General features: G+C 65.8%; 12 protein-coding genes. 7 read left to right on the forward strand and 5 right to left on the reverse strand.

What is annotated here, in order from left to right:
* Nucleotides 1-48 precede the first annotated feature (48 nt).
* Nucleotides 49-801: an MBL fold metallo-hydrolase gene (locus ACSC1W_RS11020; protein WP_435347485.1), complete on the forward strand. Its 753-nt coding sequence runs from the start codon at nucleotides 49-51 to the stop codon at nucleotides 799-801.
* On the opposite strand, the gene ACSC1W_RS11025 is transcribed toward ACSC1W_RS11020, so the two are convergent.
* Nucleotides 798-1,466 (reverse strand): hypothetical protein, encoded by a 669-nt coding sequence (locus ACSC1W_RS11025; RefSeq protein ID WP_435347487.1) that lies wholly within the window; start codon nucleotides 1,464-1,466, stop codon nucleotides 798-800. The genes ACSC1W_RS11020 and ACSC1W_RS11025 overlap by 4 nt on opposite strands.
* A 186-nt stretch (nucleotides 1,467-1,652) precedes the next feature.
* On the opposite strand from ACSC1W_RS11025, the gene ACSC1W_RS11030 reads away from it, so the two are divergent.
* Entirely contained in the window at nucleotides 1,653-2,870 is a 1,218-nt protein-coding gene (locus ACSC1W_RS11030; protein ID WP_435347489.1) for a zinc ribbon domain-containing protein, read from the forward strand.
* 8 nt (nucleotides 2,871-2,878) lie between these two features.
* Here the strand turns inward: ACSC1W_RS11030 and ACSC1W_RS11035 are convergent, their stop codons facing one another.
* Both ACSC1W_RS11035 and ACSC1W_RS11040 read right to left on the reverse strand, forming a co-directional pair.
* Nucleotides 2,879-3,970 (reverse strand): DNA topoisomerase IV subunit A, encoded by a 1,092-nt coding sequence (locus tag ACSC1W_RS11035; protein WP_435347491.1) that lies wholly within the window; start codon nucleotides 3,968-3,970, stop codon nucleotides 2,879-2,881.
* A 3-nt stretch (nucleotides 3,971-3,973) separates the two neighbouring features.
* Complete coding sequence (locus tag ACSC1W_RS11040; protein ID WP_435347492.1) at nucleotides 3,974-6,427, reverse strand: DNA topoisomerase VI subunit B; 2,454 nt, start codon at nucleotides 6,425-6,427, stop codon at nucleotides 3,974-3,976.
* A 336-nt stretch (nucleotides 6,428-6,763) separates the two neighbouring features.
* Between ACSC1W_RS11040 and gyrB the strand changes: the two genes are divergently transcribed.
* Both gyrB and gyrA read left to right on the forward strand, forming a co-directional pair.
* Nucleotides 6,764-8,677, forward strand: a complete 1,914-nt coding sequence (gene gyrB, locus ACSC1W_RS11045) for a DNA topoisomerase (ATP-hydrolyzing) subunit B (RefSeq protein WP_435347494.1) — start codon at nucleotides 6,764-6,766, stop codon at nucleotides 8,675-8,677.
* Between the two features lie 3 nt (nucleotides 8,678-8,680).
* Nucleotides 8,681-11,182, forward strand: a complete 2,502-nt coding sequence (gene gyrA, locus ACSC1W_RS11050; protein WP_435347496.1) for a DNA gyrase subunit A — start codon at nucleotides 8,681-8,683, stop codon at nucleotides 11,180-11,182.
* Between the two features lie 76 nt (nucleotides 11,183-11,258).
* On the opposite strand, the gene rocF is transcribed toward gyrA, so the two are convergent.
* Complete coding sequence (gene rocF / locus ACSC1W_RS11055; protein ID WP_435347498.1) at nucleotides 11,259-12,185, reverse strand: arginase; 927 nt, start codon at nucleotides 12,183-12,185, stop codon at nucleotides 11,259-11,261.
* Between the two features lie 102 nt (nucleotides 12,186-12,287).
* Here rocF and ACSC1W_RS11060 point away from each other — a divergent pair, with 102 nt between their 5' ends.
* Nucleotides 12,288-12,656 (forward strand): hypothetical protein, encoded by a 369-nt coding sequence (locus tag ACSC1W_RS11060; RefSeq protein WP_435347499.1) that lies wholly within the window; start codon nucleotides 12,288-12,290, stop codon nucleotides 12,654-12,656.
* A 4-nt stretch (nucleotides 12,657-12,660) separates the two neighbouring features.
* On the opposite strand, the gene ACSC1W_RS11065 is transcribed toward ACSC1W_RS11060, so the two are convergent.
* A complete protein-coding gene (locus ACSC1W_RS11065) occupies nucleotides 12,661-13,593 on the reverse strand; it encodes an NAD-dependent epimerase/dehydratase family protein (RefSeq protein ID WP_435347501.1) in 933 nt (310 codons plus the stop codon).
* Between the two features lie 126 nt (nucleotides 13,594-13,719).
* Between ACSC1W_RS11065 and ACSC1W_RS11070 the strand changes: the two genes are divergently transcribed.
* On the forward strand, nucleotides 13,720-14,253 hold the full coding sequence (locus ACSC1W_RS11070) for an Rrf2 family transcriptional regulator (protein WP_435347503.1): 534 nt from the start codon (nucleotides 13,720-13,722) through the stop codon (nucleotides 14,251-14,253).
* Nucleotides 14,254-14,351: 98 nt separating this feature from the next.
* Nucleotides 14,352-15,509 (forward strand): NAD(P)/FAD-dependent oxidoreductase, encoded by a 1,158-nt coding sequence (locus tag ACSC1W_RS11075; protein WP_435347505.1) that lies wholly within the window; start codon nucleotides 14,352-14,354, stop codon nucleotides 15,507-15,509.
* Nucleotides 15,510-15,558 lie beyond the last annotated feature (49 nt).

Consider the following 15,558-nt stretch of genomic DNA (forward strand, 5'->3'; position numbering starts at 1 on the left):
GTAACCGTTTCCGCCGGAGTTTTGCGCCGGGCAGGTCGATGAATGGATATGACCGTCCGTCACGACGGCCTCACCGTCGACTGGCTCGGCTACGCGACGACGCGAATCGAATCTCCCGACGGGACGGTGGTCTACCTGGACCCGGGGCGCTACGGCGTGCTGTCAGGGGAGTGGGCGCCGCCCGGCCCCGGGGACCTGCCACATCCCGCCCCGCGGGACGAGTACCCGAAGGACGGCGACGTCGTCTGCGTCACCCACGACCACCACTACGACAGCGACGCCATCCAGCGCGTCGCCAGGTCTGACGCGACCGTGGTCGTGTTCGAGGCGGTGGACGCGTCGAACGTCGACCGGGAGGTCGCGCCTGTCGAGGAGTTGCCTTACGACGTGGTCCGCGTCGACGAGGAGTCACACCTGACCGCCGCCGGTGTCGACGTCTGGTCCGTGCCGGCGTACAACGACCCCGAGGGGCTACGCACCGGACCGGACGGGAACGTCACTCATCCACCCGGATTCGGTTGTGGATTCCTGCTCTCGGTCGGCGGCGTCACCGTGTTCTGGCCGGGCGACTCCGACGCCCTCGACGCCTACGCCGAACTCGACGTGTCGCTGTTCCTGGCAAACATCGGTGGGACCGTCGTCAGCGACCGGCACGAGGCCGCCGACCTTGCAGAACGGCTGGACCCGGACCTGGTGCTGCCGGTCCACTACAACACCATCGACATCCTCACGACTGACTCCGGCGAGTTCGCGAAAGACGTGGCGCGACGGGGCGTCCCCGTCGTCCTCGACGAACGCTAGTTCGGTTCGTAGCTGACGAGTTCCATCTCCATCGAGAGAGACCCGTCCTCGTCGTAGTACGCGGTGTACGCTGCCAGACCGAGGTCAGGTGCGAAGCACCCTTCGTACAGCACGGACCCGTCGACGCGCATCTCCGAGCGGTAGCAGTCGACGTCCCCGTACGACTCGACGCCGGTGACCTCGAAGCTCGCCGAGCCCTCGGCCGTCTGGTAGGACCACTGCGTGCCGACGCGCAGGTCCTGGCCGGCGTACCACGTCGACGGCGTGAACATCGTCGTCACGACGAGGATGCCCGCCGGCGTCGAGTAGAGTTGCCCCTCGACGGTCTCTTTCGTCCCCGTGACGGTGGACTCGTACCGTTCGTCGCCCATCTCGTAGACGGTGCGGACGGTCACCGTGTCGCCGTCGACCTCCTGGACGTCCCAGACGAGCGTCCCGCTCCCCTCGCCCTCGACGTAGACGTCGTACGTGTACGTCGCCGGCCGGTCGAACTCCAGCAGCGCCCACGAACCGCCGTCGAGCGTCGAACTGTCGCCACTGCCGTCACCGCCGTTCCCGTCGGACCCGGCGGTGCTCGTCGTCGGTACGTCGCCGCCACCCGAGACGCAACCGGCGAGGAGGACGCAGACCACCACCATCGCTGTCAGCACCGTTCTTCGTGTCATGGGGCGCGTACGTCGAGGGGATATATAATCGTGCGTATGTTTCCTGCCGGCACGCTCACGCATCACCCATCGGAACGTAGGTAAACGGTCGTCAAACGAATCGAACCGGCCGCGAGAGGACCCGTAGCTGGCGCATTCGTGGGTATCACCGAAACCATTTACCGGCGGGAGTACCACCTTTCTGACATGGGCCCCGCTAACGCCGACCGTGACGCGACGGCCCCACCGTACTGCTCTCAGTGTGGCTCGAGACTCGGGCCAGCGGCGAAGTACTGTCCCCAGTGCGGTTCCAGGGTCGGCGAACGAGCGGGCAGTTCGTCGGACCGGGACCGTCCCGCGAGGGACCCCCACGACCGGACCGGTCCGGCCCGAGAGGAACGAGACGCAGAGGCATGGGCGCGCCGGGTCGACGAGGCCCTCGATGGCTGGGTCTGGTCCGACCAGGCCGACCGGAGTCGGGAGGACCGACGGTCAGAGGCCGGTGGTGCGGCGTCCCGGCAGGGCGACGACGACGCCGCACGGAACGACCGAGCCCGAGAACGGGCCGGTCGGTGGCCCCCCCGGAACCACTGGCGACGCGGGGGGCCGAAACCGGAGTCGGAACTCGACGAGGGCGACAGACGGCTCCGGGACCGCATCGAGCTGTACGTCCACGACGGGTGGGACGTCGACGAGCACCACGGCGACTCGGCCGTGCTGGTCGACCGGACGTACGGCGGTGCCGGGATGCACCTTCTCGTCGCCGCGACCACCATCTGGTGGACGTCCGGGCTGGGAAACGCCGCGTACGCGGCCCACAAGTACTACGCCGACGCGGACCGCCTCGTCCTGCAGGTCCGCGACGGCCCGGACGGTCCGGTCGTGACAGAGCATCGCGAGCAGGGGTCGTCGACGACCGGTCGACGCGTCGCCGGGTTCCTCGCCGGACTCCTCCTGCTGTTCCTGTTCGTCCCCGTCGTGGTCGCACTGGCCGTCGGCTTCGGCGAACTGTCGCTGGTGATACTCGCTGGCGCCGTCTGCATCGCGGGCGTGCTGGCGGCCGTCGTCGGCGCCCCGGGTGACCACTCGCCGACCGAGTTCGGCCGGACGAGGGCCGTCGAGGAACGCGCCATCGAGGCGCCCGACCAGCCCTGCACGGCGTGTCTCTCGACCATCGACCGTGGCGTCGAACGCACCTACCGCGACGAGTTCCTCGTCGCGGGCGTGCCGGTGAAGACCTACGAGATGGGCCGGAACCACTACTGTGTCTCCTGCGCCCAGGGCGAGACGGACGTTGAGTCGACGGCTGACGCGGGGTCGACCGACGAGTCGAACGCACCAGCAGGTGCTCCCGAGGAGACGGCGAATCGGGACGGTGAGAACGGCGGCGGACCCGGGACCGACCCCGAGCACGAGACGGGGTGACGACGGGCCTAGATGACGCCCATGTCGCCGAGTCGCTCCGGCAGGTAGGTGTCCGTGACGAAGTCGAGCCCCCTGGCGGCGAGCGCCTGCTGTTCTGCCTTCTTCTCGATGTCGAGCTGGAGTTCTATCTGCTCGGTCCAGAACTCGTCCTGGAACCGGGGGTCCTCCAGTTCGGATTCGAGCGCGTTGACGTCGGAGTCCGCCAGGGGGTCGGTCGGCAGGTCGTAGTCGACGATGTCCTGCGGTCGGATGCCGACGTAGCGTGCCTCGGGCGTCGCGAGGTACTCCGAGAGGTGCGCGGACTTGATGGACCCGTACGCGACGGACCCGAAGATGCGGTACGACCACGGGTCGCCGTCTGTGAACACCACGACGGGCAGGTCGAGTTCGTCGTGCAGGCGCTTCGTGATGCGCCTAGTCGCCCGGGCCGGTTGGCCCTTCAGGTGGACGATGAGGCAGTTGTAGTCGGTGTCGAAGCCGTTCTCGACCAGTCGGTCGCGCATCCCACCGGTCTCCACGCACAGGACGAAGTCGATGTCGTGGTCGGTGAACTCGATGGTGTCGGGATTGTTCGGTATCTGGTAGCCACCCTCGCCGACGTCCTCCTGGCAGTGGATCTGGCGTTCGCCCCGGCGGGTCTGTTCTATCAGTTCCAGCGGGCCGATGAGCGTCGCACCCGACTCCTCCGGGCGCATGTGGAAGTCCTCGCGTTTCACCTCGCTGACTATCTCGAGGTCCTCGACGAGTTTGTTCGACTCGTCCTGACCGGTGAACTGTGCCTCCTCGGCGTCCCAAGACTCTGAGAGGTAGTACAACTCACGGAGGGTGGACGACCGGTCCTCGTCGAGTTGCCGGGCGAGGAACTCGATGGTGTATATCGCCTTCAGTAGCTTCCGGGCACCGCGGACCGATTTGGCCGACCGCGTCGACGTGCGGTCGCCGTACACCCAGACGTTGCTGTCCTCGTCGTACTCGATGTTGGACTTCGTCCGGGTCGGCAGGGTCATCTGCGGGACGTCGCCCTGCTGGAACTGGTCGTAGAACTCTGCGGCGAGGTCGATGAGTTGCTCGCGTGCGTCGGCGTCTGTCTCTGTGCTCATGGATTACTGGTTGACGGTGAGTTTGGCTTCCTGGACGTCGCTGACGGAGAGGTCGAACGTGGCGTCTGCCGGGACGGTGTACTCGAGGGTGGCCTCGTCGCCACCCTCGACCTTCGGGTTCCACTTGCAGAACCACTCGCCGTCCATCTCGACGACCGAGACGTCGTCCGAACCCACGGTCGGTTCCGCGGAGACGATGTCGGTCACCGAGGGCGTCTCGATTGTCGACCCGTGGTTCTCGACGACGACCTTGACCGTCTGTTCGTTTCCGTTCTCCTCCGTCGTCCGCTCGACGAGGACGTTGTTCATGATGCGGGCCAGCGCGTCGTCGTAGTTGGGCACGTCCTGGCCGGTCACCTCGGCCACCTTCTCGGCCATCCGCGGGAGGATGTCAGCGAGGACGTTCTGTTTCTGCTGGCGCTTTCGCATCGAGCGCTGCTTCTTGAGGTAGGACTTCAGTTCGCGGGCGGCCTCCCGCACCGCGAGTTCTATCTCGTCCTCGATCTCGGGCACCGAGGCCACGGCGTCTTTGGACTCGCTGGTGAACGGGACGTTCGTCGATGCCACGTGGACCATGATGACGGCCGGACCGTTCGGGACGCCGCGGCCGCCAGGCTGGTCGAGGTTGTAGTTCCGCCAGCCGATGTCCTGGATGACCTGCGTGATGGCACAGCCACCGCGCTTGTAGACGAGCGGGACGCGGTTCGCGTACCGGAGCACGTCGGCCTGTCCGTCGGCTTCGATGTCGCCGCCGTAGGCGATGCCTGCCTCGACGACGAACGGGTCGCCGGCGTGGACCTCGGCGTCGCGGGTCGCCGCGGCGTAGAACTCGGCGTCGAACTCCTTCCGGAGGCCGGCCTCGACGAGTTCGGCCGAGATCGGGGAGAGACACGACGTCGGCGGGGCGATGATGTCCGTCGTCCGCATCGCGGAGACGAGGTCGCCGACTGCCTGCCGGTCGCTGGCGAGGGTCCGTACCTTCGGCGGGTCGTCGGGGACGGTCACCATCGTCGACCACACCTGCTCGACGACGTTCTCGCGGGCCGTGTCGCCGAAGCTGACCTCGGCGCGGTCCTCGGTCATGTCGGCCGCCCGGTCGACGTAGTCCCGGAGCGCGGACCGGTCGAGTCGGTTCCGGAGGTCGACCTCGTCCTCGCTCTCGTCCGGGACGAACTTCGCGGCGAGTCTGTCGGCGAAGCCGACGACGACGGCGTCGTCCTTCTGGACCGACGTCGCGGCGTCTGCGTGGGCGCGAACGTCGTCGAGCAGTCGTTCGGCCCCGTCGGCGACCCCGTAGCCGGTCACCTCGCGCCAGACGCCGTCGACGACGTTCTCGCGGACCGTCGAGCCGAAACTGGTGTCGGAGTCGGCGCCGTCGGCGGCGCCCGAGACGGCCCCGGAGACCTGGTGGTGTGCGACGCGTCCGTCCGTGGCGACGGCGTTCAACTCGTCGACGACGCGGTCGGCGAAGGCCGTCTTCGCGTCCGACGGCTTGTTGTTGACGGACTCGACGACTGCACTCCGGAGGTCGTCGTCGTCGGGGAGCGACCACGTCATCTCGCGACCGTAGTGGCGGTCGCGGAAGGCGTCGACGATGCTCTTTGCCGTCTTCTTGCCGACCCGGGTGAACTCGCTCTGGAGGAACCCCGACATCGAGTGCGAGTCGCTCGCCTTCAGCATCTTCAGGACGTTCCCGAGTTCGACCCCGTGGGGGTGTGGGCGAATCTCCTCGGTCTCGGCCGGCAGGTCGGCCTCGTAGTCGGCCGTCGCCACGAACTCATCGTTCGGTTCCGAGTAGGAGATGGTCGCGTGCGGGTTGACGACGGCGGTGTGCTTGACGTAGTCCTCGAGTTGCTGGCGCGCCCGCATGTTCGCCGCCATCTCCAGTTCGATTCTGGTCCCGTGGGTGTCGCCGAGGGGTGACTCGCCCGGGGATAGCTCCCGTTCCGAGCGTATCTCCGGTTCGTTCTCGTCGGTGTCGATGACGAGTTCGAACTCCATCGCCGTCGACGACCCCTGCGTCCGGGACGTTATCTTTGCGGGTTTCCCGCTGGTCAACTGGGAGTAGAGGACCGCCGCAGAGATACCGATACCCTGCTGACCGCGTGACTGCTCGCGCGCGTGAAATCGGCTCCCGTAGAGGAGTTTGCCGAAGATCTTGGGAATCTGCTCGCGCGTGATACCGGGTCCGTTGTCCTCGACCGCCAGCCTGTAGTAGTCGCCAGATTCGGTGATATCGATGGAGATGTTGGGTCTGATCCTGGCCTCCTCCGTCGCGTCGAGGGCGTTGTCGACCGCCTCCTTGACGGCCGTGACGAGCGCCCGGGCCTCGGAGTCGAACCCGAGCATCTGCTTGTTCTTCTCGAAGAACTCGGCGATGGAGATGGCCCGCTGGCTCTCGGCCAACTCCTCGGCGATGCCCGACTCCTCGCCGATCGTCGACTGGAATGACGTCATTCTGTGGCGGTTATTTCGCGGCGGGGGTTAAAAGGAGTGCGCTGGCGGAGTGAAAGTAAAGCGGGTGGCCGACGGGGTGAACGGGAACCCATCGTGTCAACCGTGTAATCGATGGCACCCGCCGGGACCGCGACGCCCCGGCGCGAGGCGTCCGCCCCGCTGCTGTCGGGGGCGTTCGGCGTTTTCTCGTCGGTGGTGGCGGGGACACCTGTCGGGTCACGACCGGTTCCGTCGGCGGGCCGTTCGGCCGAAATAAATTTGGGGTGCCACGCTTACGCGCGAGCGCGCACACGGGAGTTTTATTAGTCTTCGTCGTCTACCGAAAATCAGTCTTTCATGTCCAACGAAAATGAGTACAGCGCCGGTCAAATCCAGGTCCTCGAGGGCCTGGAGGCCGTCCGAAAACGTCCGGCGATGTATATCGGTTCTACCGACTCTCGGGGCCTGCATCACCTCGTCTACGAGGTGGTCGACAACTCTATCGACGAGGCCCTCGCCGGCTACTGCGACGACATCACGGTGACCGTCCACGAGGACGGGTCCGTGAGCGTCCAGGACGACGGACGTGGGATTCCCGTCGACATCCACGAAGAACACGACAAACCCGCACTCGAGGTCATCATGACCGTCCTCCACGCCGGCGGGAAGTTCGACAACAAGTCCTACCAGGTGTCCGGTGGCCTGCACGGCGTGGGCGTCAGCGTCGTCAACGCGCTCTCGGAACGACTCGAGGTCGAGGTCACCCGGGACGGTGCCGTCTGGAAGCAGTCCTTCGAGCGCGGCGTCCCCCAGGGGGAACTCGAACGCGTCCGCGACATGGGACCGGACGACGAGACGGGGACGCAGATACGGTTCTGGGCGGACGAAGATATCTTCGAGACCCGCGAGTACTCGTACAAGACGCTCGGGAACCGCCTGCGCGAACTGGCGTTCCTGAACTCCGGCGTCAACATCGGACTCGTGGACGAACGCGACGGCAGGTCCGAGACGTTCCACTACGAGGGCGGCATCCGGGCGTTCGTCCGCTACCTCAACGAGACGAAGACCGCACTCCACGACGACGTCATCTACTTCGAGGACGAGGACCAGAACATCCAGGTAGAGGTGGCCATGCAGGCGACCGACGAACTGCAGGGGAGCATCCACGCCTTCGCGAACAACATCAACACCCGCGAAGGTGGGAGCCACCTCACCGGCTTCAAGACGGCGCTGACGCGCGTCGTCAACGACTACGCGACGAGCAACGACCTGCTCAAGGACCTCGACGACACCCTCAAGGGCGAGGACATCCGCGAGGGCCTGACGGCGGTCATCTCCATCAAGCACCCCGACCCACAGTTCGAGGGCCAGACCAAGACGAAACTCGGCAACAGCGAGGTCCGCGGCATCGTCGAGAGCGCGATGCACGAGAACCTCGACACGTACTTCGAGGAGCACCCGAACACGGCCGAGGCCATCATCGGCAAGGCGGTCGAGGCGGCGAAGGCACGCAAGGCCGCCAAGAAGGCGGAGGAACTGACCCGGCGCAAGAGCGCGCTCGAGAACACGGCCCTGCCCGGCAAACTCGCCGACTGCCAGACCAAGGACCCGACCGAGGCCGAACTGTTCGTCGTGGAGGGCGACTCCGCGGGCGGGTCGGCCAAGCAGGCCCGTGACCCCGAGTTCCAGGCCGTCCTGCCCATCCGTGGGAAGGTCCTGAACGTCGAGAAACATCGCCTCGACCGCATCCTGGAGAACGACCAGATACGGAACCTCATCACCGCCATCGGCACCGGTATCGGTGACGAGTTCGACCTCGAGGACGCCCGCTACCAGAAGATAATCATGGCGACGGACGCCGACGTCGACGGGGCCCACATCCGGACGCTCCTGCTGACGTTCCTCTACCGACACATGCGACCGCTCATCGAGGCTGGCTACGTCTACGCGACGAAGCCGCCGCTGTACCGCATCCGGTACAACGGCAACACGTACGACGTGATGAACGAAGCGGAGCGCGAGCGGGTCGTCGAGGAGAAGTGCAACGGCAACCCGACGCAGGTCCAGCGCTTCAAGGGACTCGGCGAGATGAACCCCGAACAGCTGTGGTCGACGACGATGGACCCGGACCGACGCGTCCTGAAGCAGATACAGATCGAGGACGCCGCCGCCGCGGACAAGATGTTCTCGGTGCTGATGGGCGACGCCGTCGGCCCGCGAAAGCAGTTCATCAAGGACCACGCCCCCGAGGCGGACTGGGTGGACATCTAACCAATGAGTTCAGACACACCAGACGTTCCCGCAGACAGAGTCGAACACGTCCGAATCGAGGACGAGATGGAACAGAGCTACATCGACTACGCGATGTCCGTCATCGCCGGTCGTGCGCTCCCGGACGTCCGTGACGGCCTGAAGCCGGTCCACCGTCGCATCCTCTACGCGATGCACGAGATGGGCGTGACGAGTCGAACGGGCCACCGGAAGTCCTCCTCCATCGTCGGCGAGACGATGGGTGACTTCCACCCGCACGGCGACAAGGCCATCTACGACACGCTCGTCGGGATGGCACAGGAGTTCTCGATGCGATATCCCCTGGTCGACGGCCAGGGGAACTTCGGGTCGATGGACGGTGACCCGGCCGCCGCGATGCGGTACACGGAAGCCAGGATGTCGCCCATCTCCGAGGAACTGCTCGCGGACATCGAGAAGGACACGGTCGACTTCAGTTCGAACTACGACGACCGCATGCAGGAACCGGACGTCCTGCCGGCGGCGTACCCGAACCTGCTGGTCAACGGCAGTACGGGTATCGCAGTGGGGATGTCGACGAAGGTTCCACCCCACAACCTCGGGGAGATAATCGACGCGACCATTGAGGTCATCGACGACCCCACCTGCGACGTGGCGGACCTGATGGAACACGTCAAGGGTCCCGACTTCCCGACGGGCGCGAACATCGTCGGCCGGAACGGCGTCCGGAAGGCCTACACGACCGGTCGTGGTCGAATCCGCATCCGTGCCGAGTTCGAGGTCGAGGAGTGGAAGAAGGACCGGAAACGCATCGTCGTCACCGAGATACCGTACCAGGAGAACAAGGCCCGCCTCGTCGAACGCATCGCGGACGACGTGAACGAGGGCAAGCTAGAGGGCATCTCGGACCTGCGCGACGAGTCCGACCGGGACGGCGTCCGCATCGTCATCGAGCTGAAACGCGGTGCGAACGTCGAGGTCGTCAAGAACAGGCTCGTCGAGAGCCACCTCGAACAGACCTTCGGCGTCATCAACCTCGCACTGGTCGACGGCCAGCCCAAGGTGCTGACGCTGAAGGAGACGCTCGAACACTACGTCGACCACCGGAAGGAGGTCGTCCGCCGGCGCTCGGAGTTCGACCTGCAGGAGGCTGAGGACCGCGCACACATCCTCGAAGGGCGATTGAAGGCACTCGACCACATCGACGACGTGGTCGAACTCATCCGCGGGTCCGAGGACCGGGACGCCGCGAAGACGGGACTCGAGGAGCGATACGACCTCTCTGAGGCCCAGTCCGAACACATCGTCCGGATGCAACTCGGGTCGCTGACGTCGATGGAGCGCACCGAGATAGAGGAGGAGTACGAGGGGGTCCAGGAGACCATCGAGTACCTCGAATCCGTGCTCGCCGACGAGGAGAAACTCCTCGACGTCATCAAGACGGAACTCCGCGAGGTCAGAGACGAGTACGACGACGACCGGCGAACCTCCTTCGTCGAGGACACCGGCGAGGTCACCCACGAGGACCTCATCCCCGAGGAGGACGTCTTCGTCGTCGTCACCGAGGACGACTACATCAAGCGGATGCCGGTGTCGCGGTTCGACGCCCAGAACCGCGGCGGGAAGGGCATCATCGGCGTCGACCCGAAGGAGGGCGACCGGGTGTCGACGGTGTTCCGTGCGAACACCCACGACTACCTGCTCTGTTTCACGAACCGGGGCAAGGTCTATCAGCTGAAGACATACCAGGTCCCAGAGATGTCCCGCACCGCTCGCGGGAAGTCGGCGGTCAACCTCATCGACCTCGACGACGGCGAGGAGATAACGGCCGTCGTCACGACCGACGAGATGGGCGACGACGAGTCCATCACCATGGTGACCCGGGACGGCTACGTCAAGCGGACCCGGTGCGAGGACTTCCGGAACATCCTCTCGACGGGCATCATCGCCGCCAAGCTCGAGGAGGACGACGAACTCGTCGACGTCGAGGTCACCGACGGGTCGATGGACCTCGTCGTCGCCACCGAAGGCGGCATGACCATCCGATTCGACGAGAGCGAGGTCCGGACGATGGGACGGAACACCCGCGGCGTCCGAGGCATCGAACTCGAAGACGGCGACAGGGTCGCGGGACTCGTCGCGACCGACGAGGCGGACGAACGCGCGCTGCTCACCGTCACCGAGAACGGGTACGGGAAACGGACGAAACTGTCGAACTACCGGGTCCAGTCCAGGTACGGCAAGGGCCTCATCGACATCAAGACAGGCGACCGGAACGGACAGGTCGTCTCGGTCAAGGCCGTGACGGCCGACGACGACATCGTCGTCATGTCCGAAGGCGGCCAGATAATGCGGACCCACGCGGCCGACGTCTCGATGGTCAACCGGAACACCAAGGGCGTCGTCGTGATGCGCGTCGAGGGGGGCGACCACGTCGCGAGCGTCGACGTCATCCCGGCACCCCGCGCTGCCGCCGAGGAGGCCGGCGGTGAGGCGACCACCGGCGGGGCCCCGGCCGAGGAGTGACGAGCTGAACGGACCCAAGGTCGACGGACGCTTCGGTCACCTTCTCCCGACCGTTCGGCTCCGAGGACGCTCCAGTTTAGAGGATTCGCTTGCCGAGCGCGCTGGCGGCCAGTTCGGTCGCGAGTTCGGCGGTCCGGTTGTGTTCGTCGAGGATGGGGTTGACCTCGACGGCGTCCATCGAACGGACCACGTCGTGTTCTGCGTCGTACTCCGCGACGCGTTCGAGCGCGTAGTGCGCCTCGCGGTAGGTCGCACCGCCGTGGACCGGCGTCCCGACGCCCGGCGCCTCCTTTGGGTCGAGCCAGTCCAGGTCGAGGCTGACGTGGATGCCGTAGACGCCGTCCGTGGCGATCTCGAGTGCGTCTTCGACGACGGGACTGATGCCGCGCTCGTCGATGTCGGACATCGTGAACGCGGTGCCCTCGCTCCGGCGAATCGCCTCGCGCTCGGTGTCGTCGAGGTCGCGGAGTCCGACCCAGACGACGTTCTCCTCCCGCAGTCGGTGCGCGTTGGCCCACCCGACGTTCGCCCAGTCGCGGTAGCCCAGCGCAGCGGCGAGTGGCATCCCGTGGATGTTCCCGCTGGGGGAGGTCTCTGGCGTGTTGTAGTCGCCGTGGGCGTCGAACCAGATGACGCCGAGGTCGGCGTCGCGGGCGGCCCCGGAGAGACAGCCGATGGCGACCGAGTGGTCGCCGCCGAGGACCAGCGGGAGCGACCCGTCCTCGATGGCCCCGGCGACCCGGTCGGCGAGTCGGAGCGAGACGTCCTCGACCTCGCGGACGAACTTCGCCTCCCGGCCCTCCTCTTCTGGTTCGTCGACCGTCGGGTCCCGCGTCTCGGCGGTCGGGACGAGCAGGTCGCCGGTGTCGACGACGGAGATGCCCGCCGCCTCGAGTGTCGATGCCAGTCCGGTGTACCGGATGGCCGAGGGTCCCATGTCGACGCCGCGTCGGTTCGCGCCGTAGTCAGTCGGTGCACCGATGATGCGGACCTCTCTGGTCATACGAACCGTTTCACCGGACGTCGGTAAGAACGAACCGGTTGGGAACAGCGAAGATTTAACCCACACGGAGGTATAAGCCGACGTATAGAGAGATACTCTCACATGAGCCAGACCGAGTCTACGTCGGACGGCGACGATGGCGGTTTCGTACTGCGATTCGTCGTCTGGGTCCTCGCGCTCGTCCTCCTCGGGCGGGCGTTCAAGAACAACTCGCTCTACGACCTCCGGCAGTTGCGCGCCGAGCAGGTCCTCGTCCGCCTCGGCACCGGCGCGGTGCTCCTTGCGTTCGTCGTCTGGGCCGTGTTCGTGGCCAGGACAGACGTGATGGCCATCGTCGTCATCGCCTCCGTCGGCCTCGTCGCGATGCACGCGCTCCCGTGGCTGTTCGTCACGGTGATGACGAGGGCGGCCAGCGAGCGGGAGTACGCAGAGGCGAAGGAGTGGCGCGCGATCACGGACGACCGCGACTGACTGGTCAGTCCAGGTACGGTTCGCAGAGCAGTTCGAGGCCGTCTTCGAACGATATCTTCGGTTTCCAGCCCGTCGCCTCCTGCATCTTCGTCGCGTCGGCCATCGTGTGGTGGACGAAGACGTTCTCGTCGATGGGGTTCTCGACGTGTTCGGGTTCGACGTCCGCGCCGAGAACCTCACAGAGTTCGTCGACGACCTCGTTGGCGGTGTACTGCTCGCCGGTCCCGAGGTTGAAGATGCCGTTCAGTTCCTCGTCGGCCGCGAGTTCGATGCCACGGACGACGTCCGAGACGTGCGTGAAGTCGCGGGAGTGGGTCCCGTCGCCGTAGATGACCGGCGACCGACCGTGTGCCACGTCGTCGGCGAACTGGGCGATGATGTTCGCGAACTCGCCCTTGTGTTCCTCCGCGCCGTTGTACCCCTGGTAGACCGAGAAGAACCGCAGCCCCGCCACCGACATGTCGTGGTAGTTGTGGAAGTACTCGGCGTACCGCTCCCGAGCGAGTTTCGAGGCCTCGTAGCCCGTGTTCGCCTCGACTGCCATCGACTCGGGCGACGGTTCCCGTCGGGACCCGTAGATAGACGACGTCGAGGCGTAGGCCACGGTGTCGCACCCGTCGGCGCGGGCCTGTTCGACGGTGTTGGCGAACCCCTCGACGTTGACCCGAAGCCCGCGGAGCAGGTTCTCCCTGGAGTCCTCGTGCATCTTGAGCGACGACAGTGCGGCGAGGTGGAACACGACGTCCACGCCGTCCGTCGGCAGGTCGTCGTCGAGGACGCTGACCTCGTGGAACTCGACGTCGTCGTCGAGGTTCTCGGGCGTCCCGAGGTAGCAGTCGTCGACGACGACGACCTCGTTGTCGGTGGCGAGGTGGTTCGCGAGGTTCGATCCGATGAAACCCGCACCCCCGGTGACGAGGACTCGGTTACCTTGCATGCGCGGCCTTTCTGCAGGCCGGTTTGTAGCCTTGTCGCTTCGCCCGGGCGAGCACCGTCAGACCGGCGAAACGGGTGTGATGGTTCACCCCACGGATTTAAGGACGCGAGAGACCAATCCGTCCCTATGTCATCTATCGAACTAACTCCGAGTCAGAAGAACATCCTGCAGGCCCTGATAAACCTACACAGGGAGGACGAGAGCGCGGTGAAGGGCGAGGAAATCGCCGAGCGCGTGGACCGTAACCCGGGAACCATCCGAAACCAGATGCAGAGCCTGAAGGCGCTCCAGCTGGTCGAAGGTGTCCCAGGGCCGAAGGGTGGTTACAAACCGACCGCGGCGGCGTACGAGGCCCTCGAGATACAGCAGATGGACGAACCGGCGGCGGTCCCGTTCCTGCACGAGGGCGACCCCGTCGACGGGGCCATCGTCGAGGAGATCGACCTCTCGTCGGTCCACCATCCGGAACTCTGTCGGGCCGAGGTACACGTACAGGGGTCGCTCCGGGACATCCACGAGGGAGACGAGGTCGTCGTCGGGCCGACGCCGCTGTCGAAACTCCGCATCAGGGGTACCGTCGACGGCAAGGACGACACGAGCAACATCCTCATCCTCCGGATAGACGAGATGGAGGCACCGGCGGGCGAGCCCGAACACTGACCTGTCAGTCTCTCTTCTGTCAACTCCTGACCTGCCACAGTCTACCACGCGAAACGGGTTTCAACACCTTTGTATCGGTCGGTTTCTGAGATGCTGGTATGACTACCAAGGTCGTCGTGCTCGGTGCGGGCTACGCGGGCGCGGGCACCGTCAAGGACCTGCAGGAACAGGTCGGTGGGAGCGTCGAACTGACGTGGGTCGCAGACGTCGACTATCATCTCGTTCTCCACGAATCTCATCGCGTCATCCGTGACCCGTCTGTACGGGACAAGATCACCATCCCCGTCGGGGAAATCGCCGACCCGTCGACCGAGTTCATCAAGGACGAGGTTACGGGCCTCGACACCGAAGAGCGCGTGGTCGAACTCGCCAGCGGCGAGGACGTCGACTACGACTACGTCGTCGTCGCCTTCGGGAGCCAGACCGCGTACTACGGCATCCCCGGCCTCGCCGACAACTCGCTGACGCTCAAGAACCTCGACGACGCACTCGCCATCCACGAGGCGGTGAAAGACGCCGCCGAAGACGCCACCCGAGACGACCGTGCACAGGTCGTCGTCGGCGGCGCCGGCCTCTCGGGCATCCAGTCCGCGGGCGAGATTGCGGAGTTCCGCGACAAGCACCGCGCACCGATGGACATCTACCTCGTCGAGGCGCTCGAAGAGATATTCCCGCCGGGAGACGCAGAGGTCCAGGGCGCACTCCGGAAGCGACTGCTCGAGAAGGACATCGAGATTCTCACGAACGACCCAATCACCGAGGCCGAGGAGGACGTCATCCACTTCGACGAACGCGAACCCCTCGACTACGACGTCTTCCTGTGGACCGGCGGTATCACCGGTCACGACTGCATGGACGGGGTCGACATCGAGAACGAGCACAACCGGCTCAACGCGCAGATGGACTTCCAGACATCCGACGAGCGCGTGTTCGCCGTCGGCGACTCCGCCGTCGTCGACCAGCCCGGCGAGCGCCCGGCCCCACCGACTGCACAGGCCGCCTGGCAGGCCGCGGAGGTCGTCGCCGAGAACGTCGTCCGCGAGATGAACGGCCAGCACCTCAAGACCTGGACGCACGAGGACAAGGGCACCGTCGTCTCCGTCGGCGAGACGGCCGTCGCACACGACGTGTTCTTCTCGCCGGTCACGACGTTCGGTGGTTTCCCGGCCAAGACGCTGAAGAAGGGCATCGCCGCCCGCTGGATCGCCGACCTCACGTCCGTCCGTCGCGCCTGGGACGCCTGGGACGTGCTGTAGACGACGCACTCGACCGCTCCCCCACCTGCTTCTCTACCACGCCGACCAA

It is taken from the genome of Haloarchaeobius marinus (genome assembly GCF_051207415.1).
Classification (GTDB): domain Archaea; phylum Halobacteriota; class Halobacteria; order Halobacteriales; family Natrialbaceae; genus Haloarchaeobius.